This is a genomic window from Paraglaciecola sp. IT1134 (assembly GCF_058068185.1).
The window spans coordinates 3,437,137-3,462,633 of the sequence record NZ_CM176486.1 but is presented as its reverse complement, the minus strand read 5'-3'; the positions used below and the strand labels follow the sequence as shown (position 1 = coordinate 3,462,633).

The following is a 25,497-nucleotide window of genomic DNA, read 5'->3' as shown; positions in this document are numbered from 1 at the left end:
CTCTCTTATTTACGGGCATTTTTGATGCTACCAACAAACCACTGGGTGATATGTTCAACGCGGGTAATAGCTGAGCCTACAGTCACTGAAAATGCTCCCAATTCAATCGCTTTTGCTGCACGCTCTGGTGAGTTATAACGTCCTTCGGCAATAACGTTAAGCCCCTGAGCGGCCCATTTTTTTACTAAATCATAATCAGGCTCATTGGGGATGTTATTTAAATCTACATAACCAGACATAGTGCTGCCAATGAAAGTACAGCCGTGTTTAGCTAACATCATGCCTGTTTCATAATCGGCACAATCTGCCATGGCGATACAACCTGATTGATGAACAGCGTTTAATAAATCGAGCATAGGAGCAGGGCGTTGTCTGTCGGTACCATCAAAGGCAATAATGTTAGCGCCAGCTTCAGCTAAAGCTTTAACGTCATCAATAAACGGTGTTATACGCACCGGACTGTCATTTAAGTCTCTTTTTACAATGCCGACGATAGGTGTCGATGTTGCTTTGGCAACGGCTCTAACGTTTTCAACACCTTCAATACGCAACCCCTTGGCACCCCCATCAACGGCCGATAAAGCCATAGCAACAATATGTTCGACTTTATCCATTGGGCCATTATCAACCGGTTGACAAGAGGCGATTAGTGCTTGTTTTAATGACGATAAAAGTTGTTGTTCAAGGTCTTTATTGATGACTGACATAATATTTCCTAACTTTTGATGAAATTCTTTAGTTATTCGTACTTGATGTGCGCATGGTATATAGGGTTAAGCCGTCTAAATCTTTACCTTTAGCAGGGAATAATATGCTGCTTATATAACCAACGACTAAACATGACGTTATACCAAGTGTTGCGTATAAGTAACCATTTGCCCAGCCTAACTGCCAAGCAGAAATCATGGTGCCTACACCGGCCAAAATACCTATAATTGCGCCGGCAGAATTGGCTTTTTTGGTGAGGGCACCAAGTACAAATAAACCACCCAATGCGCCCATAAACATGCCAATAACTTTAAAGTAAGCTTCCATTAATGACCGTATTTCAGGGTTGATAAATATTAAGCCTGCTAACGTGCCTAATGCCCCCATAATAAAGGTTAACCAGCGCGCTGCACTCATATAGCCCTTTTCTGTTTTAACTAAATTAAAAGGCCGGATAAAATCCGTTACTAACGTGGTGGCAATAGAATTCATACTGGTAGAAACCGTTGATTGTGCCGCGGCAAAAATTCCCGCAACAATCAGTCCGGCTATACCTATAGGAAGTTCACTGGCAATAAAGGTTGGGAAAATTTGATCTATTTGAATGGTAGGATCTAGTTTCTCTGGGTGTCTTTGATAGAAAACATAAAGACCTGTACCAAGACAGAAAAATAGTAACGCACCTGGCGCTGCCATAGCAGCATTGGCCCAAATAGATTTTTTCGCTTCGGTAGGATTTGAAGTGACCATATATCTTTGTACTACAGCTTGGTCAGCAGTATAACTTGAAATATTTTGACCAATACCACCGATTATAATCACCCAAATTGACAGGGTAGTGATGCTATCTAAACTAAAGTCTGCATTAACCATAGTAAACTTATCATCATTAAAACCAACGCTGATAAATTCAGTTAAACCGCCATCTAAGCCCATTATTATGGTTATAAAACAGACAATAGCGCCAACAAGTAATACGATAGTTTGTAAAGTATCTGTCCAGATAACCGCCTCAATGCCGCCCATGGTGCAATAAATTAAACATAATACCCCCATGATCAGCACACTGTCACTGGCTGATAAGGGTGTTACCGCCGAAAGCGCTAACGCGGTTAATGCCATAACTATACCCATACGGCCAATATGAAAAAGCGTGAATAGTCCGCTGGCAAATAATCTTACGCTCATGTTAAAACGCTTAGAAAGATACTCATAGGCACTGGTGGCGTCAATCTGACGAAAGAATGGCATGGCAACGTATATCGCTACAGGTGCTACTAAAACGATCATCCAGATACCGATTAACAATAACCAATTGGTTTGATAAACAATGGCAGGCAGTGCAACATACGTGAGCGAACTTAACATAGTGGCATAAATAGAGCATGCTGCAGCCCACCAAGGAATGGATTGACCGCCCCTAAAGTAATCATCAGTATTTTTATTTTTGAAGACAAAGAAAAGTCCAACCAGCACCACACAGAGTAAATAAACCACTAATACCGTCATGTTTAGCCAACCAAAATTCTTGGTGGTTGGTGTAGGAGTTACCTGCCAAAGCGCTAACGTTTTTGAATTTTGATTTTCTTGGTTTAAAGAAAATATTTCTTTACCGACGGTGACTGAATTTTTACTAATAAACGCTAAGTTATTTGTTTGTTTATTATCTGAATTTGATTGACTGTATTGAGCCCAACTGTTGGTGATAGCATTAAATGAGAGGGCTTTACCATTATCGGTAAAAGCTAAAATATGTGATTGGCCTAGCGGACTTAAGGTATTAATTTTGCGTTCAAGGGCTTGTTTTCTAACAACGATATCATCCAGTTGTTGCCAATTAGCGTTATGCTTGTTTGAGTTTGGATCATATTTCCAAAGCGACTTTATTGGCGAAATATTATATTGCGTTAGGTCGGTATTATCTTGTAATTGAAAACTATTAAGCTGATATCCACCAAGTGCGAATATTTTCTTTCCTGAACCGTCATTTTGCACGACGAGCTTGATACCATTTCGATAATTATTTTCTGTGTTTGATAATGGTAAATTGGCTAGCTTGGTCCACGACTGCTTGGTATTGTCTTTTAAAGTAAATTCGCCCTGCTCGTTGATTAAGCTATTTAAGTCTAAAGAGTAAAAATTATTATTGGCATCACTGCCCGTAAGAACATAAAGGGTATTAGTGATAACTACCGCTGATGGTGAAATGGCGACTTTGGGCAGGGAAGGTAATGGATAACTCTCCATTTTTTGTGTTGCATCATGCCATATAATTAAGTCTATTGAATCCGAAGCGGTGTTATTGGCAATACCACCGATAACAATCGTGGCGTTATTATAACCAACACTAGCGGCAAAACTTCTATTACCATCTTGCTCGCTTAGTTTAGTAGAAATTAGCTTGTCACCAGCTAATACTTGAAAGTTAGCAGAAATACTGTCTTTATTAAGCAGATTTTCTGCAATCAACGGACCATCTTCAGAAATAACGCCAGAGGAAATTAGCAAATGTTGTTGTTGTTTATTAATGAATGCACCGTGACCGCTAATCACTTTAACAGCCTTGGAGTCCTCTGGCTTTTGCCAGTTTATACTAGTATTAGCGTTTGACATTAATGGGAATAGTATGAAAAAAATAAGAACTGTTTTTAACAGATGACGAAACATAATAACTCAATTGACATTGTTTGTGCTGTATACCTGTTATACCACCTATTATTTGCTAAATCTAGCACAATTAAGAATAACGATACTTTGACTAGACCGTAAAATGACTATTATAAAAATGAATGTTTTAATAAAAGCAGAAGAAAGTAGAGGGAGTATTAAAAGTGGAGGCTACCAAAGCTGGTAGCCTTCATATGTATTGCTGCTAGGCGTCGTAATATTTATCAAAAACATATTCGAGATGCTGAGTAAGCTTGCGATCAGCGCCTTCAACATCGTGATTATTGATGCAATTAAAAATATCGACATGATCAAGGTAACTTTGCTTATTCAACTCTTCTGAATTACTTTTAGCAGGCCTTGCATCAATAACCCAATCGACTAATGCTTGATGAATAGCTAAAAAAATTGGATTTCCTGGAATTGACGCTATCACTCTATGAAAATATATATCTGTCTTTCTAAATTGGTTGTCTTTGTTAACAGATTTGCCGTTAAGTTCTAAGGCTTTTGCTAGTTCTTGGAGCTGCTCTTCAGTGGCAAATTCAGCAGCATGTCTTACTAAACTTGATTCAAAAAATTTCCTTAATTGGTCAAAATATTGCAGACCATTTGGCTGTGAAAGAAAGTCTTTAGACATCCCTGAAAGCTCAGAGATAATATTATCTGCTGAAGGCCTGGTAACTCGTGTTCTCTCGCCACTGCTAATTTTAACTAGGCCTTTGCGTGCTAGCGCTGAAAGGGCATCCCGAATAGAAGGTCTGCCAACCCCAAACGCTGCCATTAATTCTCTCTCTGAGGGAAGAGCATCATCCTCAGCAATTTCACCTTGGCGGATCATTAACTCTAATTCTTCTTCTACCGTTTCAGATAGTTTTTTTCGGGTTACCGGTTTATTGATACTTAATGCCATATATTTTACGCACTTTAATATTTACCTATCACCCTATCATACCTTTAGATTTCTTTAATTACTACTTAGGCACATACTGAAATGGTAAGAATGTAACTTTTTTGTGGGATGTGTGGTTAGTGCTAATTAATCCACCAAACCCATCCTTATAGTAAAGGACCTTTTTAGTTTCACCTTCATCAGTTCTAATGGACCGAATTTGGGAGCCTTTTAATGATTGGGTGGTCCGTGTGTGCTGACATTATTCATATCGAAAATGGAGGAAAAGAGTTTTATAGTCGCTACGTTGGTAAATGTACGCTAGTCCCTTAAGAACATGTATTCACCTGTGATCACGTTACAAAACAAGGAGTCCCGGCAAAGGGATATCATCACAGCTAAGAAATTAGACGAGTCTAATTTCAACCCTTTTACCCAAGGCAGATGCGAAGCGCTCTAGCGTGGAGCGTTTTACATAGTTAGCATGATTTTCAATTCTGGATATAGCACTCTTTTGAATGTGCAGGATCTCAACGAGGGCTTCTTGGGTAATGCCAGATCCACATGCTGCAAAAGCTAAAAGTAGGTGTAAAGCTCCTACAACTGCGTAAACGCTTTCACAGAGTCTTCTTGCTTGAAGCACCCGGCCGAGTATCCCTGGTCAAATTATCAAGGGAATGCATTAGATAAACATATCGTGTTACTAACAGCCCACCATTGTTATCAATCACTTGGCAGCAACCAGGCAGAACGAAAGCAGGCATACCAAGCACAGTTTGAACATCCCATTCCTGCATTAACGCTTGATGAAATACGCAATGCCACCAACAAGGCCTGGGTGTCAGGTGAAAATCGCTTCAAACAAAAGATGGATCAACATACGGGGAGAAGATCATTGCCCCTGATTAACGGTGGTGATAGGCGCTCCCAGTCCTATAGAGGAATAACATAGCAGATCAACATCACCGATAATCCTCTAGCCAGCCTCCTAGTTTACGTTCCAGTTATGCTGTAGGTGATTAAACCAAAACAAAAATATCTTATCGTTTAGCCATAACCTGATAGCTAATTATTAGTGGTGGTCTATCGTAGACACCTGTTTGGGCTGCACCACCGAGTGCTAAATACAAAATATTATTCTCGTCGTCATAGGTACCGCCGATTATTTGATTAGCTCCCTCTTCATCATAAGGGTGACTCCATTTACCATAACTAATGGGGTTAACTGACCAGGGATGCTCGGCATTAAGCATATCTTCGACATCGAATATCCAAAAGTAATTATATATATCGTCGCTTTCGTATGAGCAGGGGCCACCACACAAACGTCCATTATCTTGGGTTATTTTGTAACCAATGCCGCTGTGCAGCCCTGAATGGGAACCAATAGCTAGAAAGTAAGTTGTACCAGGAATGATGAAACCATATTTAGCTTTTGCTACTGGCCCCCATATCGGTGATATATCTGAAGAATAGCCACTACTTCCCTCAACCATTTGCTTACCTTCCTTTAAAGGAAAAACCATAAGTGGATCTGTGTCAATTGCTCTGTCAACTGATGGTACTGCATCGATTGCTTGATTTGGGTCGAAACGATATACGCTAGGTCCTTGGGAGTATCGTGATGTTATTGAGTAGTTTGACGCCCAACCAATTAAATATTCGGATCCTATTTTTTCTCTTAATTCAGCAGGTACTTTGGTCATATAGCCAGCTGCTTTAGCGGCGCCCTCAATTTGTAACATTCCTGTGAAACCAGACGACCTGATGTCGTGAGCATTTGAAAAAACCTGTAAATTGTCACGATTGCTGCCACTCCCATCGTACCAAATCTCTGAGCTCACTAATAAATTTTGATTATGATATAAAATTCCGTTAATTTTATTAGTCGTATTGCCCATCTCTTTTTTGCCAAGAATTTTGACGTATTGTTGAAGAACTGCGGCCTCAGGAATATTTGCAGGTTGTTCTGCAAATGACAATTCAGAAGGGATTTCAAATTCTGCTATGGCGTTATGATGAGCATGACCAACCATATACACACTGTTATTGTGTGGATTGAAACCAAGCGCCCCAACCGCGTAGTTTGAACTGGACTCTCCGTCAGCCAGCGCACGAAATGCTCCTAGGTATTCAATATCGAAAGTGGCTTCTAAACCTAATGGAAGGTTAATATTTTTAGGCATCGACTGGCGAATGTTCTGTGCAATGTCCCGTGCAAACAGAACTTGAATTCCCTCACTAATATCTAAAGTGGCTTCTGAACCTAATGGAAGGTTAATATTTGTAGTCGCCGACTGGCGAATATTTTGTGCAATGTCCTGTGTAACCGGAACTTGAATTTCCTCTGGTTGTGCAAGCGTAGATACTGGTAGTGCCGCCGTTTCGTCACTTGAACCACAGGCGAACAATGACAGGCTTAACCCTACGGCAAGGACTCGTTTTACTAAACTTTGAAAAACTTTCATAATCACAGCGATCCTGAATTAATGCTTTAAATTCAACACCGTGATAATAAACACGTATATAGTAATGTGGAGTGCCACACCAATACTAAGGTATGTTAAAAAATACAAACTTGAGTGGTTTTTGCTGCCATTTTGGGGATCGTAAGGCAAGATATTTTATTATAAGTAATTGTAATTAATAGGGTAACAGTTTCTTTCTGCGCATTTTTAATAGGTATAGTTAATTAAATAGTTTCGAAATATCTTTAACATTAAAAATAAAAACGTTGGGGAAGCCTATACCTTCAATTTTATGTGGCATCAACTGTTCAAAACAGTATTCTTCTCACCCAGAAAATTTTGACGGACCCCCAATAAAAAGATCCACACAGGCGATGACATGCAGTGTCGGCATCAGTTTTAATAGGTTTGATGTCCATAGTAATTCCTCTGGCAGATCCATTATTTAAATGGTTTGCACGTCAATCTTATCGTACTGGGCATGGGTGCCGACAAACCGGATATACATGACCTGGTAGGTATAGTTTATCCCAACCACGAGCCGATACTTATTCCCGGAAATATTAAAAATCACGCGACCATTTTTGAGGATACTTGCGCTGCCCAAGTCCTGTTTTACATTCGCTGAAACAATCCAGTCACAATTATTCTTGCCGACCTTTTTTTGATGGCCCAGCGGCTGTGGACCGCCCGCGTGAAAGTAGCGGTAAACTGCGAGGCGCTCAGCCAGGGCATAAGGGCAGCAATCGCGCTCGGGTAGGTGAGGTGGCCTAATACTGCTTATTATCCCTGACTAATAATTAGGCTTGTAAGTTCGCCAAGTAGGCAGCGGGCAGGCCGCCTAAGGAGTACCGTCCCTGGCCGATCAGTTTTAGAAAAATCACGAAGAACAACTATAATACGACAATCCACCAACATCAAAGTACGCAGACGGTTTCAGCCGATAGTATTTATCCTCCACATCCTTCGACTGCTCGGCGTATGGCTGCGTCATGACTTCCTGCAGCTCTCGAACGAGCGAGTAGTTCCCTGCGGTCGCTTGCTGATACGCAGGCATAACAAACCACTCTCTCAAACTGTATTTTGGGTTGACGAGTTTCATCTGCCTAGAGAGCTGCTCGCGAGAGTAAGGCGAAGCAACATTAGCGCTGCCGATGAGCGATTTCCATTTTGTGAGCCACTGTGACCAGCGTTTGTCCATCCCTTTGGGATCTGTATTATACGTCGGTTGCATTGAAGTCATGGTGCACTTCGAGCCCTCGTAGAAGCTTTTTTTGAGTGGGCCAATGTCGTCAGGCACCATCGAAAGCTCGCGGAAGAAGATGGTGTAATCCACAGGCGTTTGTGCCATGAGCGTTTCGAGCTCATTGAACAATGCCGAGTGAAAAGTACCCAGTCCAAGTTTGGCAGCCCACATCTTCTCCATTTGGGCCTGCATTTCACTCGAAAAGCCACCTTGGATCTCGTCGAGCTGTTGCAAATAGTTCGGATGCGACACGAGCAATGGCTGCAACGCCGTACAAAACATTTGGAAGTTGCGTTGTGCTGCCTCTGGCTGGTTCAGGAACGAGAAGTGATGTCCACCACCGGTCCATGACTGGAAGTACGGATTAAAAACATCGCAAAAACCGAAAGGACCGTAATCAAGTGTGAAGCCACCCGCAGCGCAGTTGTCGCTATTGAAGTTGCCCTGGCAGTAACCGACGCGGATCCAATTTGCCACTAGTGATGTAAGGCGGCTGCGAAACTCGCGGGCCAGCACCACCACTTTTTCGGCGGTGGTTAGTTTATTGTCGATGACGTTACCGTACTCACGATCAATCAAATGTAATACAATCTTCTGAAGCTCCTCCATCGCTTTTGGGTGTTCTTGTTTGCGGGCTCGGCGACTGAAAAGTTCGAGTTGGCCGACCCGAATGAACGACGGGGCGACGCGCGTTGAGATGGCGACGGCTTCCAATATAAGCATGTCGGGATCCTTCGAGCGCGAGCCCTGGGAATACCACGGCCGCTTGACCTTTTCCGTTTTCGAAACATACAAACTCAGCGACCGTGACGTTGGCACACCGAGCGAGTGCATGTGCTCCTGTGCCAAAAACTCCCTGATACTTGAGCGCAAGACGGCGCGACCGTCTGCGCCGCGACAATATGGGGTTTGGCCGCCACCTTTGAGCTGCATTTCCCAGCGTCGATCTTTGATGACGGCCTCAAGCACGGAAACTGCGCGACCGTCACCGTAGCCATTGCCAGTTTGGAATGGGCACTGCTGAACGTATTCGGTGCCGTAGATAGATAGTGCGTAACCAGTCGCCCAACCGAACTTGCGCATTGGCTTAGGAGCATGGGATAGATCGCCCGAGAACATCCTTATGAAGTCGGCTGATTTTGCCATGCTGTCGGCGAAGCCAAGTTCGTGAAAAAAGTCTTTGCTGTGTGCGATATACTCGGGGTCTTCGATTGGCGTGGGATTGACGGGCACATAATGGCCTGAGAAGACTTGACGAGGTGCGTGGTCGGCACCGTTTACTGTCGCATCAGGATCGCAGTTGAGATTGTCCATGAGCGAGTAGTTTGCCAACTTTGCGAGATCGTCCAGTGTCTCGACGGTTGGGGAGATTTCTTGGGACAGTCGTTTAATCATAATAGTTCTGCATGGCCCAAGCATTGTAGCTGCTGCGTCGTACCGGAAAAACCATGCAGCCGCGACTGGGGCTTATATTTTATGTTGATCACGACGGTATCAGCGGCGACCTGATTTTGACTTATTTCCGGTACGTTCATTTTTCATTTCTCCAAGGTCATTTGATGGCTGATTGCGCCAGGCTTAGGGCCTGAACGTGAGCATGGTCAGCAGATAAATTTTACAGCGCATGGGATCCCCGAGTACGAATTTACTTTGGCATTATTTGCTTCAAAACGCGTGATCATTTTACCACCTGACTTTAAATCAATACCAATCTAATTAATCGGGGTCAGCACAACGTTAAACGTCCGTAATGAAATTGAAGTGAAGTTTAACGCGATAGCCACCCAATGCCGTCTGAGTGCGCTTTCCAGTCTTCTATAGTTTCGCCTTATGAGTTTTTCAACAATCTCATTATCTACCAGTAAAAAGCGGATACTATGCCTAACCCCGGTCTAACTCATTGCGTTGGTTTAACAGTTAAGAATATTTGTACTCTCATCAATGGCGATGGTTCACCACAACGAGTGATGCTAAATGCATTAACTACCCAGTATTTTAAGTGGTAATGACAAAGCACCATCTCCCGTTTGACCAACAAGCAAAATAATAGAACATAAGCCACCTACGGTAATGATATACCACAAGGCCGATACAATTTGGGCATAGGGGTTAAGAGGCAATAGCTCACTTAAATGCCGACGCTTATATTCAAACAATATTTCAATGCTACCAATAGCCAGTAAAAACCCTAACAGGGCTAAACCAAAGTGATAACTAATATAAACACCTAATGCTGCGCCTATTACACAAGCCACTAACCCCACACTAGAATTAATTGAAAAGGCGATACTCTTGAGCACGTGCCCGCCATCTAAAGGCAATATAGGTAACAAGTTAAATAAATTAAGCAATGCATTGAATACCGCTAAACCCGCAAGTATTTCTAAATCGGTGACCCAATAACCAACTAGACAAGCAATGGATAATATTAAACCGAAGAAGGGGCCCATTATTGAGATAACTATATCTTGCCAGCGGGTATTAATTTTATCGTCGCTCAGCGCTAAGCCGCCCACAAAGGGAATGAGATAAATACCTTTGGTTTTCAAGCCAAAATATTTCATGGCTCTGATATGACCATATTCATGAAAAACAAGACAAACGATAAGCGCAATTGCAAACTCAATAGAAAATAACCAGCTATAGGCTGCTAAACTACCCGCAGCAAAAACAACTTTAATGACCTTGGCACTTTTGAGTAACTTTAAGCCAAGACCAGCCATGCCAATGAAACTAAATTTCATCGGTTGCTTTGTTCTATTTTGCGAGACTTTACGTTGTTCTATATCTTTTTCATTGAGGGTGTTTTTATGCAAAAGTTCGTCATCGACTAACAGCTGGAATTGCAGCTCAAAAGGCTGCCACTGCAGTGAGCCATTAAGTTTAACGGGTAATTCACCTTGCTGACTTTGCAGACTGAATTGATGTGAAAATGACGCATTGTCGGCACTGGCATTAATTTGTGATACACATTGATCGTCCCAAAACAGTTGCTGCCACCCCGCCATTGAGCCTTCTAACCGGAGTGTTTTACCTAAACACTCTATTTCTAATAATTGCACTTAATAAACTCAGAAAATAAAACCTTACCCGATTATCGCATTTTTCGGGCGAAATCGATCAGCCAATTCCGCTATTTTCCAAACCGGACACAAAGAGTAGTAATTTTCTACCCGTCCAGGAGTTAAAGAGCCAGGTAGAAGGTACTCAGCCCGCTGAATATTCATAAAAAACGGGTTTTAATTGGCTGGTAGATTAAGACTGTTTGAGCACAAAGACACAACTATTAATCAGAAATTAGTGCCGTAGCTTGGCTTTGTGGATGACTTTATATTTGCTGCCGTGGACTATAATTTCTTTTCTAATATTAAAAAATTAGAAACGCAAAGGAGCTGAAATTACTATTGTGCTGAAAACCCGTTCAAGAACTGTTGTCCCCAAAACAAATTGCGATTAATTTTACTCAGTTCCGCTTCAAGACCTGTATGCTGCGTTTCCCGTGTGGTTCGCGTGGTGGCGACGTGACCTCTAGGGAATCCTTGGCCTCGACCCTCCGGGCGCTTTTAAGCGGTACAAAATGTTTCAGACATTTTGTGAACACGGTTGTTAATCCCGAGCGCGGGTTCACGCCCACCTGCTCCAATAGCAAAAAAGGCCCATCATTGCTGATGGGCCTATCTTACTATTTGGTGGAGCTGGCGGGACTTGAACCCGCGTCCAGAAAGCTTCTACCGTCGGTACTACATGCTTATTCTGTTTTTTATTTAACTAATTTGAACTCCAACAGACAGGATTTCTCATAGCGGGCCTAATACTATTTCGCGGTTCACCCTTAGACAAGGTTCCCTCGCTATTCTGCTGGGATGACCTTCCGAACCTCTACTAGCAGAAAGAGTATGAGTGGAAGGGCTTAGCCGGTTATTAAGCGGCTAAAGCGTAGTTTTCGTCGTTTGCGACTATTTAAATGCGGCTTTTATAGAGGCAAACCGCTCCTCTGCATGCACCTAAAGCGTCTTGATTCCTGTCGAATCCAAAATCAGCCCCAAATGTGTTGGTTGCAAACTACCAACACCGAGGATTATAACACAGCTAAGCGGAAGATCACCAACTAGCTACATTAACCACTGAATAATTTGTCTCACACAGGAGGGCGGCCAATTTATCTTGGAGCATACACTGCCCGGCTTGCCAGTTTTCACCGAGCTGAGTGAGCAACAGGGATATGCGTTTTTTTCTGTTTTCCAGTTGAACCAGCAAATCAGTGAGCTCCTGTTTCTTTTGTCGCAGATTGGTCAACATTAAATTCACGATCCAGGCTGTCTTCGGTTGACAGAAATTTGGGCAGTTTATATAAGGTGGAACCCGGGCTATGGGCCAGTTTGATCTGTTGCTGGGGGTTGAAGATTACGTTGTCATATTGGCCAGAGCGATACGTGCGGCTTGCGGCCCCGGGTTTGCTGTGTCGGTAAAACTCAACTCTGCAGATTTTCAACGTGGCGGTTTTGATGTCAATGATGCCCAGAGTGTTGTGCAACTGTTGGCCGAACTCAGAGTAGATGTGGTGGAGTTGTCCGGTGGCAGTTACGAAGCGCCTGCTATGCAAGGCCGCACCGCGGATCAGCGCACCTTGGCCAAAGAAGCGTATTTTTTGGAGTTTGCCCGGGTGATTGCCAGTAATACCAGTATGGCTATTATGACTACTGGAGGGATCAGCAAGCGAGCCGTAGCCGAGTACGTCGTCGAGTCGGGAGTGGAACTGGTTGGCCTGGCCAGCGCCCTGGCGTTCACCCCGGCGCTACCCAATCAATGGATGAACCGTAACATGTCCGAAGGGAAGATCACCAAAGTTCAGTGGCAGAGCAAAACCCTAAGTGGTCTGGCGAATATGGCGTTGGTGAAAAGACAATTGCGGCGCATTGGGACGCACAAATTACCTAAGGCCAATGCCTCACCTCTGTTGTCTTTGTTACTGGATCAACTGCGCGCGGTGCGTTTAACCAAACGCTACCGGCGCCAATAAGTTGGCCAATTAGATTAATGATTAGCTGATCTACAGGGTGTCGTTTGCGAGCCTAACGGCGACATTTAGCCGCTTAAAATGCCTAGTTATGCCTTGTGTTTCATCATGCGTTCTTTGTCTCGCGCCCAGTCTCGGTCTTTGACGGCGTCACGTTTATCGTGTTCGTGTTTACCTTTACCCAGATAAATCTCCACTTTTACCCAGTTTTTCTTCCAGTACATGGCGGTGGCTAAAATTGAATAGCCTTGGCGCTCAACAGAGCCAATGAGTTTGTCGAGTTCCCGCTGCTTAAGCAGCAGTTTACGATTGCGTATTGGCTCACACACCACATGACTCGAGGCCTGGTTAAGAGGTTGAATGGTAGTACCGATCAAATAGGCTTCGCCGTTTTTAATGGTAACGTAACTGTCCGATAAATTTACTTTACCAGATCGAATGCTTTTCACTTCCCATCCCTGTAACGCCAGACCTGCTTCGAGTTTATCCTGCAGGATATAATCATGGCGGGCCTTCTTATTTAAGGCGATAGTATTGCTAGTAGCTGATTTTGATTTCTTTTTATTCATGGCGACGTATTATAATGGTTGTCATTCAGTCCACAACAAAAATCATTGAATTTGAAATAGATAACAAATTTTATGTTAATATTTTCGGCTGTTTTTTATTATTCCAACACTTTTAGGGGACTTGATGCCAAATGTGTCTCGCAGTGCTTTGGTGGCATTTAGCGCCGAATCCATGTTTGATCTGATTAATGATGTTGAGCGTTATCCAGAATTTTTACCTGGTTGCGCGCAAACCAAGGTGCTAGGCCAAGACGATACCAGTATGCAGGCATCCTTATTGATTTCCAAAGCGGGCGTAAAACAGTGGTTTACCACACGTAATAGTTTGTCTCGAGGAGCGTACATCAAAATGAATTTGGTGGATGGGCCATTTTCTGAATTAACCGGCGGCTGGACCTTTACCCCTTTGTCTGACAGTGCCTGCAAAATCGAGCTGGAGCTGGATTTCAGCTTTTCCAGCCGCTTGGTTGAGTTGGCATTTGGTCGTGTATTTAATGCCATCGCCACAAATATGGTGGCGGCTTTTTCCCAACGTGCCAAAGAGATATATGCGTGACTGAGCAGCAAATTAGTCTGGAAGTCGCTTATGCCCTACCGGGAAGGCAAGCCTTATTAGAAGTGGTGGTTGAGCGTGGCACCACCGTCGAGCAGGCCATATTGGCCTCGGGGATCCTTAAACGTTTTGCGGATATAGATTTGGCGACCAGCCGAGTCGGTATTTGGAACCGTACCTGTAAATTAACCGATGTGCCCCAAAATGGTGACCGCATCGAAATCTACCGGCCCCTCATTGCCGATCCGAAAGAAGCCCGTCGTCGCCGTGCCGAAAAAGCTAAAGATGAGGGGCGTGCCAACAAAGTAACGGGTGGCAGAGCCTGATGGCATTAACACTAAGACAGGTTAAACGTCTTTGCTTGCAATAATGTAAACGTGTTTTTCAGGGAATTGATCAAGCTCTAAATGTTTGCATGTCAGGCCGTGCTCTGACAGCAATTGTAAGTTTTGCTTGATACCAATTGAACTATATTCGAAGGTGTCCCCGAGCCATTGATCCGTATGCTCGCCTTTGTCATCACCAAAGGTATATATCAATGTTCCTGCTGTTGACAGTAAGTTGCATAACTTACTCAAAACCGGTGCTTGACGGCCAATCGGGAGATGAAAAAGACTATCCCAGGCAAGAATAAAATCAAATGTATGCTCTGATTCAAACGTGCAAATATCTTGCACTGAAAAATGTCCCTCAGGATGATTATGCTGAGCAAGTGTAATCATCTCAGCGGATACGTCTATACCTGTTACATCAAACCCGTGTTGTTGTAAGATACGCACCAATCGGCCTCCCGCACCACAACCAACATTCAAAGCAAGATTCGCACTAGTGGAATAACGTAACGCTTTTTCAACTTGCTTGACACCGTAGTCCGAAGAAAAATGCTGCTTGTTCCACCATTTGGCAATCTTGTCGTATTTTGTGCCTAATACATGGGGTTCCATGTTTGTGCCTTAATCATGTGGCGAAGATAAGAAAATCGGTCTCGATTAAATCCAAAAAAACTAAAACCGTAAACCCAAGGCTTCACATAAAAATTTCTGAAAGGGTTGAGCTCGGCCAAATCGGGTGGCAATTAACTCACATAGACCGTCCCGATAGAGCTGTTGCTCGTCAAGGGGACATAACGCAATAAAGTCTTTGCGTTTTAACTCTTCGATCATCACCGAATCTGCGTCATAACCCTTGGGCGGGCGACTTAGTTTGTCACCGGCTAGCTGGTAATACTCGGCAAATGGTTGATGCTCAATGGCATCTTGGTAAGGCCCAGGTTTAAGCTGAATGTGTTCACGTATTGCCCGCAGTGCTTGTGAGTGTGGATGCCAGGTGCCTACACCGAGAAAAATTTCGTCCGCAGCGATGTGCACGTAAAAGCCCGGAGCATGCACGTCTTTGCCTACTTCGTGGCGAAACTGAATACCCACATTGGTTTTGTACGGGGATTTGTCTTTGGAAAAACGTACATCCCGGTAAACTCGCATCAATGAGCCGCCGACTTTTTTGGAAGACGCTTCGTAATGGGGCGATACCAGCGGGATCCATTTTGCCATTTCGTCAATAAAGGCCAATGCCGGGCCACGTACCACATCTTCGTATTGCTGCTTATGGGCATTAAACCATTCACGGTCATTGTGTTGGCGCAATTCATTTAAGAACTTCAGCATTGATGGCTCAAAATGCCTAAACATAGGGGCTCCTGTTATTTTTGCTACACGCAACCAAAGTAGCTTTGATTGGCTTGGTACTTTATGCAAGTGTTTCCCTATCGGCTACTTGTTACAAGAGGAAATTATTGATCCATAGTCTATGCCCAACAATATTCATGTTTGTTAAGAGACTTAGCCGGATTACTCACCATATAGCATCCCAAGACTTTAAATTCGTTGTTAGCCTCAGTATTTTTTACGCTGCAGGCCAGTGGTAGCCAATATCTTTGCCGCAATTTCTTCAATCGAAAAACGGGTGCTGTTCAAAAACGGGATTTTTTCTTTACGGTACAAATTTTCTACCTCACGTAACTCCAATCTGCACTGCTGCATTGAGGCATATTTGCTGTTTGCGCGACGCTCTGAACGAATTTGATGTAAACGCTCGGCCTCGATTGTTAAGCCAAACAACTTGTGTTTAACGTGACGTAACGAGGGTGGCAAACGCAAAATATCCCCCATATCTTCTTCTGTGAAAGGATAATTGGCGGCTTTAATCCCATATTGCAGTGCTAAGTACAAACTGGTGGGGGTTTTCCCGGAACGAGATACGCCCACCAGAATAATATCCGCTTGATCATAGTCCCGAATATTCGAGCCATCATCGTTGGCCAGGGCATAATTAACCGCCTCAATTCTGATGTCGTAGGTTTTCTCATGAATACTGTGAGTTCGGTGTTTTTCTGGTTTAGATGGTACCCCTAAAATGATCTCTAGGGGGGCGACAAATTGATCGAGAAAATTGTAGTTTATACCCACTGATTTGGAGATGATCTTGCGAACATCTGTATTTACCACTGTGTAAAACACCAAAGGCCGCTGACCGTCATCTTGAAAACTTTCAGATATTTGTTGTACTACCTTTTGTGCTTGCTCGACGGTTTCTACGAAGGGAACTGTGATGTGTTCGAACTCGATCGTGAACAAAGACAGCAATGCGTGCCCAAAAACCTCGGAAGTTATGGCCGTTCCATCTGAAATATAATACGCAGTGCGCATAACAATTCCTTAACAATGTAGTAATTTAATTACAGAAATAAATTAAATTTTACTTTATAACAGCCTGCATTCTAAAATCCTCCCGGTAAATAGCTAGTCACTTGAGAAATATATATTTTCCGGCTGTCTGAGTAGGAACATGGTTAACATACAAACCGGGTTTGTCACTGCTGGCAACTCACATAATTGAATTCATTCTGGAGAGGAATTAAATGCAAGAAAATGTGCTTTGGTATCAGCAATTAGGTATGGGTGATGTAAGTGTTGTAGGCGGCAAAAACGCTTCTCTTGGAGAGATGATTTCCAACCTTTCAAATGCTGGCGTCCAGGTCCCGGGGGGATTTGCAACCACGGCCTCAGCGTTTAACCTTTTTCTCGAGCAAAGTGGCTTAGAAGCCCGTATACATGGCTTACTCGATAGCCTAGACGTGGATGACATCGGGGCCTTAGGTAAAGCCGGCGCAACTATTCGCCAATGGATCATCGACACGCCGTTTCTTCCCGAACTTGAAGCCGATATCACCAGTGCCTTTAAAACGCTGCAAGGTGACGCAGGCGATGAAGCCTCCTTTGCCGTGCGTTCATCCGCTACCGCAGAAGATATGCCCGATGCATCCTTTGCCGGCCAGCAAGAAACCTTTCTAAATGTAAAGGGTATTGAAGCGGTGATGGTTGCCATCAAATACGTTTATGCCTCATTATTTAATGATCGGGCCATTTCCTACCGTGTACACCAGGGATATGATCATAAAGGGGTGGCCCTATCTGCGGGTATCCAACGCATGGTACGCAGTGACTGTGCGGCTTCTGGGGTCATGTTCACTATCGATACCGAGTCTGGTTTTGAAGACGTGGTATTTATTACCTCGTCTTATGGCCTAGGTGAAATGGTAGTGCAGGGTGCGGTTAACCCCGATGAATTTTATGTGCATAAACCGACCCTTGAAAAAGGCTTTCCGGCAGTGGTACGTCGCAACCTGGGCAGCAAATTGACCAAAATGATTTATTCTGACGATTTGAGCCACGGCAAGCAGGTTGAAATTGTTGATATAGTAAAAACCGACAGCATGAAATTCTCGTTAACCGACGATGAAGTACAAGAACTAGCAAAACAAGCGGTAATTATCGAGAAACATTATCAGCGGGCCATGGACATTGAATGGGCTAAAGACGGTATAGACGGTAAGTTATACATAGTGCAAGCGCGGCCTGAAACCGTACGTAGCCGTGAAGACATTCAAGTGATCGAGCGGTTTAGATTAAACGCTAAAGCCAAAGTTGTATGTGAAGGTCGTTCAATTGGTCATAAAATCGGTGCCGGTGTGGCCAAAGTACTGGGTTCAGTAGAGGATATGGACAAAATTCAGGCTGGGGATGTATTGGTGACTGACATGACGGATCCGGATTGGGAACCGATCATGAAAAAGGCCTCAGCCATAGTCACCAATCGCGGCGGACGTACCTGTCATGCTGCCATTATTGCCCGAGAGTTAGGGATCCCCGCCGTTGTAGGTTGTGGTAATGCCACGGATCTGATCGCTAACGGCGATAAAATAACGGTGTCGTGCGCAGAAGGTGATACCGGCTTTATCTACGAAGACGTGCTTGATTTCGATGTGGTCACATCGCGTGTTGATTCCATGCCAGAGTTACCGCTAAAAATAATGATGAACGTGGGTAACCCTGATCGTGCCTTTGATTTTGCTCGTCTACCCAATGCAGGCGTGGGCCTGGCGCGTTTGGAATTTATTATCAACCGCATGATCGGGGTTCATCCTAAGGCGCTACTTAATTTTGAGCAGCAACCGGCCGACTTAAAACAAGAAATCACTGAAATGATGGCCGGCTATGCTTCTCCGGTTGAGTTTTATATTGAAAAGCTGGTCGAGGGTATCGCCACTATTGGCGCTGCATTCTCACCGAAAAAAGTCATAGTACGTATGTCAGATTTTAAATCCAACGAGTATTTTAACTTAGTCGGTGGTTATCAATACGAACCCCATGAAGAAAACCCTATGCTTGGCTTTCGTGGTGCAAGCCGTTACATTTCTGAAGATTTTCGGGAGTGTTTTGCGTTGGAATGTGAAGCAATCAAACGTGTACGCAACAAGATGGGCCTGACCAATGTGGAGATCATGATCCCCTTTATCCGCACCCTGGAAGAAGGACGAAAAGTAATCGAACTGCTGGCCGAAGAGGGCTTAGTGCAGGGCGAAAACGGTTTACGCGTGATCATGATGTGTGAATTGCCTTCCAACGCCTTATTGGCGGATCAGTTTTTAGATATCTTCGATGGTTTCTCTATCGGCTCAAACGATTTAACCCAGTTGACCCTGGGGCTGGATCGAGACTCAGGCTTAATTGCGCATTTATTTGATGAGCGCGATCCCGCTGTGAAAGCGCTGTTAGCCATGGCTATACAAGCTGCGAAAAAACGTGGTAAATATGTGGGAATTTGTGGCCAGGGCCCATCTGATCATGAAGACTTGGCAGCTTGGCTTGTAGAGCAGGGCATAGACAGTGTTTCGCTTAACCCAGATTCAGTGGTGGAAACCTGGTTGTATCTGGGTGAAAAACACAGCATCAAATAAAAACCAATAAAAATTAGAATAATAATAACGTTGTGATCTACAACATAAAAGAGGCTGTCAATTGACAGCCTCTTTTATGTTGTACGCTAGATAGACAATATAGCCGTAGGGTGAATCGAACTATGAACGAAATTTACGATTCAGTATCACGCGGTCAAGCTTTTGTGCCGAACAGCTCATGGTGCGTTGACAAATTTTTAACCAGCCTCTGGCACTGGGGAAATCGTAACTAAGTAACATTAGCCCCCCTAACACCAAAAACATCGAACCGGGTAAAATAAAAAATATCACCCCCACTAACAGTAATAGGCTGGCGACCACTACTCGAAAATTTTTTCGCACTAGGTGCTCCTTAGGTCTGACCGAATAGGCCTAGTATAGGCATTTTTGCAATAAAAAAAATTTGCAGATGTTACTAAGTATTTTCGACATTTATCCCGGCAATATACGTTAAGGAATCGATCACTTTATTTTACGTTTTTAGTGTTATCAAACTTGGTGATCAGGGCGTAGCACATTAAAGGCTAATATTTCTCAGCCCTTTAAAGATAGTATTTAGAGTGACTGCATTGCCCCATTTTAAAACCCGCATATATTTGGCAAGTTGTGAATATGGTGTTTTGTTTGTCTTTTCTATTTTTTAAAAAATAATTAATTACCAACGCTTATTAGAATTTCTGGCCTCCTGACATGTATAATACGCCACGAGATTTGAATCATAAAGAACCCGTATAAATTATGTCATCAGTGCTCGAACTACCCGCCTTAGACGTCGCATCAAGCATAGAGGCTAACTATCAAGCCTATTTAAGCAAACTTGCCGCCAGCGAATTTACCGGCGATATTGAATTTAGTTATGCCAGTCGTTTGGCTGTGGCTACTGATAATTCGATTTACCAGCAATTGCCACAAGCAGTGGTATTGCCAAAATCCATCGATGATTTAAAAATTATCGGTGAAATAGCCGTTCATTTTGATGCTGTACGTTTTAGTGCCCGTGGGGGCGGTACGGGTACTAATGGTCAATCATTGACCTCGGGGATCATTGTTGATGTCTCGCGCCACATGAATAATATTCTGGAAATTAATCCCGCAGAAGGTTGGGTGCGTGTGCAAGCCGGCGTGGTAAAAGATCAGTTAAATGACGCATTACGGCCACATGGCCTATTTTTCGCTCCGGACTTGTCGACCAGTAACAGGGCAACGATTGGCGGCATGGTTAGTACTGATGCATCCGGGCAGGGGTCTTTGGTGTATGGCAAAACCAGCGACCATGTACTGGGCTTGACATCGGTATTAGTTGACGGCACCTTGCTCGAAACCTCTCCTATGACTATGGAAGCCGCTAAAATGGCGGCTGAGCAAAATACCTCTATTGGGCGCCTGATCAAGCAAATATTGCATACCTGTGTCAGCAAACGTGAGCAAATACTGGCTAAGTTCCCACGGATGAACCGATTCTTGACCGGTTATGATTTAGAGCATGCGCTAAACAATGATTTAACTATGCTGGATGTCAGCAGAGTCATCACCGGCTCGGAAGGATCCCTGGTCTTTGTCGCTGAAGCAAAATTGAATGTGACCCCCATATCCAAACACAAAGCCTTAGTGAACATTAAATATGATTCATTTGAGTCGGCATTGCGCCATGCACCCCATATGGTGGCCGCCAATGCAACTTCGGTAGAAACGGTTGATAGCAATGTGCTTAATCTGGCCAAACAAGACATTATTTGGCACCAAGTAAAAGATCTCATTACCGAAGTACCCAACAAAGAAGTGTTGGGTTTGAATATGGTTGAGTATAACGGCCATTCAGAACAAGAGTTACGCGACAGAATTGAGGTGCTAAGTGGCAACTTAGATACGGCATTGACCAACGAACAAGCCGGTATTATCGGTTATCAAATTACTTACGATATCGCTGAAATAGATAAAGTTTACGCCATGCGTAAAAAGTCGGTGGGTTTACTGGGTAAGACCAAAGGCCGTAAAAAACCCATCGCCTTTGTTGAAGATACGGGGGTGCCTCCGGAAAATTTGGCCGACTTTATCATGGAATTTAGGGCATTGCTGGACGCTAAAAACCTGCACTACGGCATGTTTGGGCATGTGGATGCAGGTGTATTACACGTTCGCCCGGCATTAGACATGTGTGATCCTGAACAAGAAGCCATGGTGCCTGATATAACCAGACAGGTGGTGGAGCTAGTGGCTAAATATGGAGGTTTGGTTTGGGGGGAGCATGGAAAAGGCTATCGCAGTGAATATGCACCTGCCTTTTTTGGAGACGAACTCTATAGGGAATTACGCAAGATAAAAGGGGCTTTTGATCCCTTGAATAAAATGAATCCAGGTAAAATTTGCACACCCTTTGATAGCGATGAACGCTTGGTTAGCGTAGCCGGAGCTAAGCGAGGCGGGTTTGATCGCCAGATCCCGGTGGCCGTCAGAGACGCGTTTGAACCAGCATTGAGTTGTAATGGTAATGGCCTATGTTTTAATTACGACACTACCTCTCCCATGTGCCCATCGAGCAAAATAACTGCGGATAGGCGCCATAGCCCCAAAGGCCGGGCAGGGGTGATGCGTGAATGGTTGCGTCTACTCGCCCAGAATAATATAGACGTGAATGTATTAGAACAAGCTGGGCGTTCTCAGAATTGGTTTAAAAAGCTGCGCAATAGCCGGGATAAATCCCAAACGAAAGATTTTTCTCATGAGGTACTAGAAGTCATGGACGGGTGTCTGGCTTGTAAAGCCTGTTCTAGCCAATGCCCGGTGAATGTGGACGTTCCTACTTTTCGGGCGCGATTTTTGTCTATTTATTACCAGCGTTATCTGCGACCGGCAAAAGATTATTTGGTGGGAAATATTGAAGTTATGGCGCCAATTATGGCCAAAGCCCCGAACCTGGTTAATTTGTTCTTAAAACAATCGTGGTTTAATAGCCTGATCGAAAAGACCGTAGGTTACGTCGACACACCTCATTTGTCATCTCCCGGTCTGGTTAAGCAACTTAAGGGGCACGGTGCCAGACATTTCAATCTGGGCGCCCTGCAAGCACTCGGTGCCGCGCAACGAGCAAATAAAGTGGTGGTAGTGCAAGATCCTTTTACTAGCTTTTATGAAGCTGAGGTGGTTAAAGATTTGGTTATGCTCATTGAAAAGTTGGGCTATGAACCCCTTTTGATGCCATTTAAACCAAACGGCAAGCCCCAACATGTCAAAGGTTTTCTGCGGGAATTTGCCAAAACGGCCAAAAATAGTGCGGATATGCTTAATCAAGTAGCTAGTTTGGGGATCCCTTTGGTGGGAGTCGATCCGTCTTTGGTGCTGTGTTATCGCGACGAGTACAACAAGGTGCTGGGCAAAGAGCGTGGAACGTTTGAGGTTAAGTTGGTGCACGAGTGGTTACAGCAAATTAATTTGCCTAAGCTGCAACTTGCTCAGGCAGACCATTATGCGTTGTTTGCTCATTGCACCGAAAAAACAGCATTACCTGGCAGTGAAAAACACTGGCAGGAGATATTTGCGGCCATGTCCCTTAAATTGACACCTGTCCCTGTTGGTTGTTGTGGTATGGCCGGTACCTATGGTCATGAGGCAAGTCACCTGGAACACTCAAGGGGTATTTATGATCTAAGCTGGCAGCAAGCTATAGGCCGCTTCGATAAACAGCACGTTCTGGCCACCGGTTATTCTTGTCGCAGCCAGGTTGCGCGTTTTGACGGTTTTAAACCCAAACACCCCCTGCAAGCATTATTGCAACATCTGGGCTGAACGAGCGAGCCCAACCGGCGCCTGAACAGCCAATCAGGGGGGGCTGTCAGGGCTGTTTTTGTTCACCGATAGGACTATCGGTACCTTTACAGATAGTGTCATAACCGTCGCGATAATAACGTAAATTTAAACATGCCTCTTCGTAGTGCTTCTTGGCCGTCATTGCTTGTTGGGGATATTGATCATTGTTCATGACTTTTTTCCACTGCAAACATTGTTGCTCTTGACGGTTAACCTCAAGAATATCTTCACAGGGCTTTTGACCAAAAGCACAACCAGCAAGACCTAAGGCTATAGTGCAGCAAAATGTGATTTTTAGGGTGTGTGTTTTCATTAGACCTCTACGTATTTTCCCAGCTCGCTCTTTAACGAGTCGAATTTTTGTTGATGCACATCCAGCATAACCATATTTTTTAAGTGCCGGTACATTTGTTTCAGGTTATTGACTGAACTCATTTCAGGTTTTTTAATTTGGTTTATGATTTTTAATTTACATTGCAAAATATTCAATGCAACGCCGGTATTCACCGGGGCTACTTTTTGGGCGTCAATAAAGGCGTGGGAAGCTTCATGGAACTTACCCTGGTTGTAAAAATCGACCCCTTTTTGATTACATTGCTGATAAATATTTCTACCTTTGGCTGCCTTTTGGTTACAGGTGCTTAGCAGCATACGCGTATTTTCATCAAGTTTTGTTCCCCGGGAGAATAATTCTTCGGTTAGGGTATCTGCCTCTTCATATTCCCCTAAATCGAGCATGACTTTAATAGAATCGGGCGCCATGGCCAGGGGATATTGATTATATTTGTCGTGAATTTGTTGCTGAGTTTCGGTTAACGTGCGTCTGGCTTCCAGTAGTCTGCCATATATAAAACTCAGGCGTGCATTGATGATGTTTTCAAAAATAGTATAGTCAAAATCTTCCGCGATTCGAGCCAGCGCTTCATCACCGCGATAGCGGGCAATGGCTGTCATTATCTCGTGGTGGTATTTATTACGGGCATTTTTGCCGTCGCTATTTTCTGCCGCATCTAATATGCTGCGAAAATAATTGCACAAGTGGGCAATATTTCTGTGTATGGATTTTTTGGACTGCTCCCACACATCCAGGCTTCGTAGTTTAGCTATTTCGAAATCACCGTTATGCCTAGCGATGGCACAAGCCAGTATTTGTCGCTCCACCGACATTGGGGCCAGGGAGATGGCACGATTGACTGCCAGCAAGGCGTCGTCGAACTGGTCTAACTTGAAATAACATTGTGCCAAAATATCATAAGCTTCAATCATCAGCGGATTGCGCTTAAGTACCGCATTTGCCAGTACTATGGCTGCGGCATAATCGTTTAGCAGCAAATCAGTTTTAGCCATAGCAATGATAACCCAGGGTTGTGGTTTTTCATGCAAAATCGGGGTTAGCATGTGTTTTGCTTGTAGGTAGTCACCCTTTCGCCAATACAATTGTGCAAGTAAGCGACAGCAACTTTTAGTGTAACGAGTACCTGAGAGGATCAAATGGCGACAAGCAATTATGGCAGCATCAGGATCGTCTTGTTGCATAGCGGCATACACAGGTCGAAGCACAATTTTTTTATGGTAGGCTTTGCTTAATCGCAGATTCAGTTGTGCCTGGGAGAAGGGTTTGATCAAATAGTCGTCAGGCTGTTTTTCCACACTGCCCAACACCATAGGGCGCTCAGAATCTGCACTGACCATGGCAAAAACGGTTTCAGGCTTGACTAAATTCCTGTCTCTGACTTCTTCCAAAAACTGAAAACCGTTTTTTTTGCCAGGCCCTAAGTGCAAATCGCAGATAATAAAATCAAACTGCTCTTTTTTACAGGCTACCAGTGCCGCTTCAGCATTTTGCACCGCTACGACTGAGAGGGCACCCAGGTTATTGATAACGCCCCGTAACAGGGTCAAAAAAGGCCGTTGATCATCTATTATCAATACTCGTTTATCGGCATAATTCATCGGTAATACATCGTTTTGAATATCCTTAACGAGAAGTATCGTTCGATTATGGAGCTAGACACTAATACGAACTGAACCTAATGCTAGCACGCCGGTAAAAAAATTACCGCAACGCCGTGGTTTAAGTTTAAAAATACAGTTTTTTTGTTTTATGTTTATGTAAATTAAACCAAGGGTATTGTGCTCAGTGAGGCGAAATGCAAAAGGCTTGCTTGTTGAAGGGGAAATTTCTATTTAGTTTTTTGCTAGCCCTCACATAGCAGCAAAATTCTGATAATCTGGACGTGGAAACTCTCAATGGATTATCCATAACGTGGAAAAAAA

22 protein-coding genes and 1 other RNA gene are annotated in these 25,497 nt (G+C 43.9%); 6 read left to right on the top strand and 17 right to left on the bottom strand.

Translation table 11 applies throughout. The features are described 5' to 3' along the window. Positions 1-5 precede the first annotated feature (5 nt). From AC3RV5_RS15085 to AC3RV5_RS15070, 4 genes are all read right to left on the bottom strand, one after another. Positions 6-707: an N-acetylmannosamine-6-phosphate 2-epimerase gene (locus tag AC3RV5_RS15085; RefSeq protein WP_489728433.1), complete on the bottom strand. Its 702-nt coding sequence runs from the start codon at positions 705-707 to the stop codon at positions 6-8. A gap of 28 nt (positions 708-735) precedes the next feature. Next, positions 736-3,375, bottom strand: a complete 2,640-nt coding sequence (locus tag AC3RV5_RS15080) for a sodium:solute symporter (protein ID WP_489728432.1) — start codon at positions 3,373-3,375, stop codon at positions 736-738. Between the two features lie 205 nt (positions 3,376-3,580). Continuing rightward, positions 3,581-4,288, bottom strand: a complete 708-nt coding sequence (locus AC3RV5_RS15075) for a transcriptional regulator NanR (RefSeq protein WP_489728431.1) — start codon at positions 4,286-4,288, stop codon at positions 3,581-3,583. A 385-nt stretch (positions 4,289-4,673) separates the two neighbouring features. Then, on the bottom strand, positions 4,674-4,910 hold the full coding sequence (locus AC3RV5_RS15070; protein ID WP_489728430.1) for a helix-turn-helix domain-containing protein: 237 nt from the start codon (positions 4,908-4,910) through the stop codon (positions 4,674-4,676). Here AC3RV5_RS15070 and AC3RV5_RS15065 point away from each other — a divergent pair. After that, on the top strand, positions 4,902-5,219 hold the full coding sequence (locus tag AC3RV5_RS15065) for a hypothetical protein (RefSeq protein WP_489728429.1): 318 nt from the start codon (positions 4,902-4,904) through the stop codon (positions 5,217-5,219). The genes AC3RV5_RS15070 and AC3RV5_RS15065 overlap by 9 nt on opposite strands. A gap of 88 nt (positions 5,220-5,307) precedes the next feature. On the opposite strand, the gene AC3RV5_RS15060 is transcribed toward AC3RV5_RS15065, so the two are convergent. The 6 genes from AC3RV5_RS15060 to AC3RV5_RS15035 form a co-directional block, all read right to left on the bottom strand. After that, on the bottom strand, positions 5,308-6,735 hold the full coding sequence (locus AC3RV5_RS15060; protein ID WP_489728428.1) for a hypothetical protein: 1,428 nt from the start codon (positions 6,733-6,735) through the stop codon (positions 5,308-5,310). A gap of 445 nt (positions 6,736-7,180) precedes the next feature. Continuing rightward, positions 7,181-7,342, bottom strand: a complete 162-nt coding sequence (locus tag AC3RV5_RS15055; protein ID WP_489728427.1) for a type II toxin-antitoxin system HigB family toxin — start codon at positions 7,340-7,342, stop codon at positions 7,181-7,183. A 273-nt stretch (positions 7,343-7,615) separates the two neighbouring features. Beyond that, the gene (locus tag AC3RV5_RS15050) at positions 7,616-9,376 is read right to left on the bottom strand and encodes a protein adenylyltransferase SelO (RefSeq protein WP_489728426.1); all 1,761 of its coding nucleotides are present in this window, start codon (positions 9,374-9,376) and stop codon (positions 7,616-7,618) included. A 584-nt stretch (positions 9,377-9,960) separates the two neighbouring features. Beyond that, a complete protein-coding gene (locus AC3RV5_RS15045) occupies positions 9,961-11,043 on the bottom strand; it encodes a metalloprotease (protein ID WP_489728425.1) in 1,083 nt (360 codons plus the stop codon). 625 nt (positions 11,044-11,668) lie between these two features. Continuing rightward, positions 11,669-12,025: a transfer-messenger RNA gene (gene ssrA / locus AC3RV5_RS15040) on the bottom strand. Positions 12,026-12,082: 57 nt separating this feature from the next. Beyond that, positions 12,083-12,280 (bottom strand): hypothetical protein, encoded by a 198-nt coding sequence (locus AC3RV5_RS15035; RefSeq protein ID WP_489728424.1) that lies wholly within the window; start codon positions 12,278-12,280, stop codon positions 12,083-12,085. Between the two features lie 70 nt (positions 12,281-12,350). Between AC3RV5_RS15035 and AC3RV5_RS15030 the strand changes: the two genes are divergently transcribed. Further along, positions 12,351-13,001 carry a beta/alpha barrel domain-containing protein gene (locus AC3RV5_RS15030; RefSeq protein ID WP_489728423.1) on the top strand — a complete coding sequence of 217 codons (651 nt, stop codon included), beginning with the start codon at positions 12,351-12,353 and terminating at the stop codon, positions 12,999-13,001. Between the two features lie 86 nt (positions 13,002-13,087). Here AC3RV5_RS15030 and smpB read toward each other — a convergent pair whose 3' ends face one another. Beyond that, positions 13,088-13,567, bottom strand: a complete 480-nt coding sequence (gene smpB, locus AC3RV5_RS15025; RefSeq protein ID WP_489728422.1) for an SsrA-binding protein SmpB — start codon at positions 13,565-13,567, stop codon at positions 13,088-13,090. 124 nt (positions 13,568-13,691) lie between these two features. Between smpB and AC3RV5_RS15020 the strand changes: the two genes are divergently transcribed. Together AC3RV5_RS15020 and AC3RV5_RS15015 are read left to right on the top strand one after the other, a co-directional pair. Next, entirely contained in the window at positions 13,692-14,123 is a 432-nt protein-coding gene (locus tag AC3RV5_RS15020) for a type II toxin-antitoxin system RatA family toxin (RefSeq protein WP_489728421.1), read from the top strand. Next, entirely contained in the window at positions 14,120-14,446 is a 327-nt protein-coding gene (locus tag AC3RV5_RS15015) for an RnfH family protein (protein WP_489728420.1), read from the top strand. The genes AC3RV5_RS15020 and AC3RV5_RS15015 overlap by 4 nt, the downstream gene beginning before the upstream one ends. A gap of 21 nt (positions 14,447-14,467) precedes the next feature. Here AC3RV5_RS15015 and AC3RV5_RS15010 read toward each other — a convergent pair whose 3' ends face one another. The 3 genes from AC3RV5_RS15010 to ppsR form a co-directional block, all read right to left on the bottom strand. Beyond that, positions 14,468-15,064 (bottom strand): class I SAM-dependent methyltransferase, encoded by a 597-nt coding sequence (locus tag AC3RV5_RS15010; protein ID WP_489728419.1) that lies wholly within the window; start codon positions 15,062-15,064, stop codon positions 14,468-14,470. Positions 15,065-15,124: 60 nt separating this feature from the next. Continuing rightward, positions 15,125-15,808 (bottom strand): DUF2461 domain-containing protein, encoded by a 684-nt coding sequence (locus AC3RV5_RS15005; protein ID WP_489728418.1) that lies wholly within the window; start codon positions 15,806-15,808, stop codon positions 15,125-15,127. Between the two features lie 204 nt (positions 15,809-16,012). Next, complete coding sequence (gene ppsR / locus AC3RV5_RS15000) at positions 16,013-16,825, bottom strand: posphoenolpyruvate synthetase regulatory kinase/phosphorylase PpsR (RefSeq protein ID WP_489728417.1); 813 nt, start codon at positions 16,823-16,825, stop codon at positions 16,013-16,015. Positions 16,826-17,037: 212 nt separating this feature from the next. On the opposite strand from ppsR, the gene ppsA reads away from it, so the two are divergent. Continuing rightward, positions 17,038-19,416, top strand: a complete 2,379-nt coding sequence (ppsA, locus tag AC3RV5_RS14995) for a phosphoenolpyruvate synthase (RefSeq protein ID WP_489728416.1) — start codon at positions 17,038-17,040, stop codon at positions 19,414-19,416. Positions 19,417-19,536: 120 nt separating this feature from the next. Here the strand turns inward: ppsA and AC3RV5_RS14990 are convergent, their stop codons facing one another. Continuing rightward, positions 19,537-19,758 carry a tellurium resistance protein TerC gene (locus AC3RV5_RS14990; protein WP_489728415.1) on the bottom strand — a complete coding sequence of 74 codons (222 nt, stop codon included), beginning with the start codon at positions 19,756-19,758 and terminating at the stop codon, positions 19,537-19,539. A 396-nt stretch (positions 19,759-20,154) separates the two neighbouring features. Between AC3RV5_RS14990 and ydiJ the strand changes: the two genes are divergently transcribed. After that, entirely contained in the window at positions 20,155-23,199 is a 3,045-nt protein-coding gene (gene ydiJ, locus AC3RV5_RS14985; RefSeq protein ID WP_489728414.1) for a D-2-hydroxyglutarate dehydrogenase YdiJ, read from the top strand. Positions 23,200-23,245: 46 nt separating this feature from the next. Here the strand turns inward: ydiJ and AC3RV5_RS14980 are convergent, their stop codons facing one another. Beyond that, on the bottom strand, positions 23,246-23,533 hold the full coding sequence (locus AC3RV5_RS14980; RefSeq protein WP_489728413.1) for a hypothetical protein: 288 nt from the start codon (positions 23,531-23,533) through the stop codon (positions 23,246-23,248). Continuing rightward, positions 23,533-25,173 carry a response regulator gene (locus AC3RV5_RS14975; protein ID WP_489728412.1) on the bottom strand — a complete coding sequence of 547 codons (1,641 nt, stop codon included), beginning with the start codon at positions 25,171-25,173 and terminating at the stop codon, positions 23,533-23,535. The genes AC3RV5_RS14980 and AC3RV5_RS14975 overlap by 1 nt, the downstream gene beginning before the upstream one ends. Positions 25,174-25,497: the final 324 nt, after the last annotated feature.

Excerpts from the sequence above, each read along its gene's own strand:
- AC3RV5_RS15085 (WP_489728433.1), bottom strand. The coding sequence starts at position 707 with ATGTCAGTCATCAATAAAGACCTTGAACAACAACTTTTATCGTCATTA.
- AC3RV5_RS15080 (WP_489728432.1), bottom strand. The coding sequence starts at position 3,375 with ATGTTTCGTCATCTGTTAAAAACAGTTCTTATTTTTTTCATACTATTC.
- AC3RV5_RS15075 (WP_489728431.1), bottom strand. The coding sequence starts at position 4,288 with ATGGCATTAAGTATCAATAAACCGGTAACCCGAAAAAAACTATCTGAA.
- AC3RV5_RS15060 (WP_489728428.1), bottom strand. The coding sequence starts at position 6,735 with ATGAAAGTTTTTCAAAGTTTAGTAAAACGAGTCCTTGCCGTAGGGTTA.
- AC3RV5_RS15050 (WP_489728426.1), bottom strand. The coding sequence starts at position 9,376 with ATGATTAAACGACTGTCCCAAGAAATCTCCCCAACCGTCGAGACACTG.
- AC3RV5_RS15035 (WP_489728424.1), bottom strand. The coding sequence starts at position 12,280 with ATGTTGACCAATCTGCGACAAAAGAAACAGGAGCTCACTGATTTGCTG.
- AC3RV5_RS15030 (WP_489728423.1), top strand. The coding sequence starts at position 12,351 with ATGGGCCAGTTTGATCTGTTGCTGGGGGTTGAAGATTACGTTGTCATA.
- smpB (WP_489728422.1), bottom strand. The coding sequence starts at position 13,567 with ATGAATAAAAAGAAATCAAAATCAGCTACTAGCAATACTATCGCCTTA.
- AC3RV5_RS15020 (WP_489728421.1), top strand. The coding sequence starts at position 13,692 with ATGCCAAATGTGTCTCGCAGTGCTTTGGTGGCATTTAGCGCCGAATCC.
- AC3RV5_RS15010 (WP_489728419.1), bottom strand. The coding sequence starts at position 15,064 with ATGGAACCCCATGTATTAGGCACAAAATACGACAAGATTGCCAAATGG.
- AC3RV5_RS15005 (WP_489728418.1), bottom strand. The coding sequence starts at position 15,808 with ATGTTTAGGCATTTTGAGCCATCAATGCTGAAGTTCTTAAATGAATTG.
- ppsR (WP_489728417.1), bottom strand. The coding sequence starts at position 16,825 with ATGCGCACTGCGTATTATATTTCAGATGGAACGGCCATAACTTCCGAG.
- ppsA (WP_489728416.1), top strand. The coding sequence starts at position 17,038 with ATGCAAGAAAATGTGCTTTGGTATCAGCAATTAGGTATGGGTGATGTA.
- ydiJ (WP_489728414.1), top strand. The coding sequence starts at position 20,155 with ATGTCATCAGTGCTCGAACTACCCGCCTTAGACGTCGCATCAAGCATA.
- AC3RV5_RS14980 (WP_489728413.1), bottom strand. The coding sequence starts at position 23,533 with ATGAAAACACACACCCTAAAAATCACATTTTGCTGCACTATAGCCTTA.
- AC3RV5_RS14975 (WP_489728412.1), bottom strand. The coding sequence starts at position 25,173 with ATGAATTATGCCGATAAACGAGTATTGATAATAGATGATCAACGGCCT.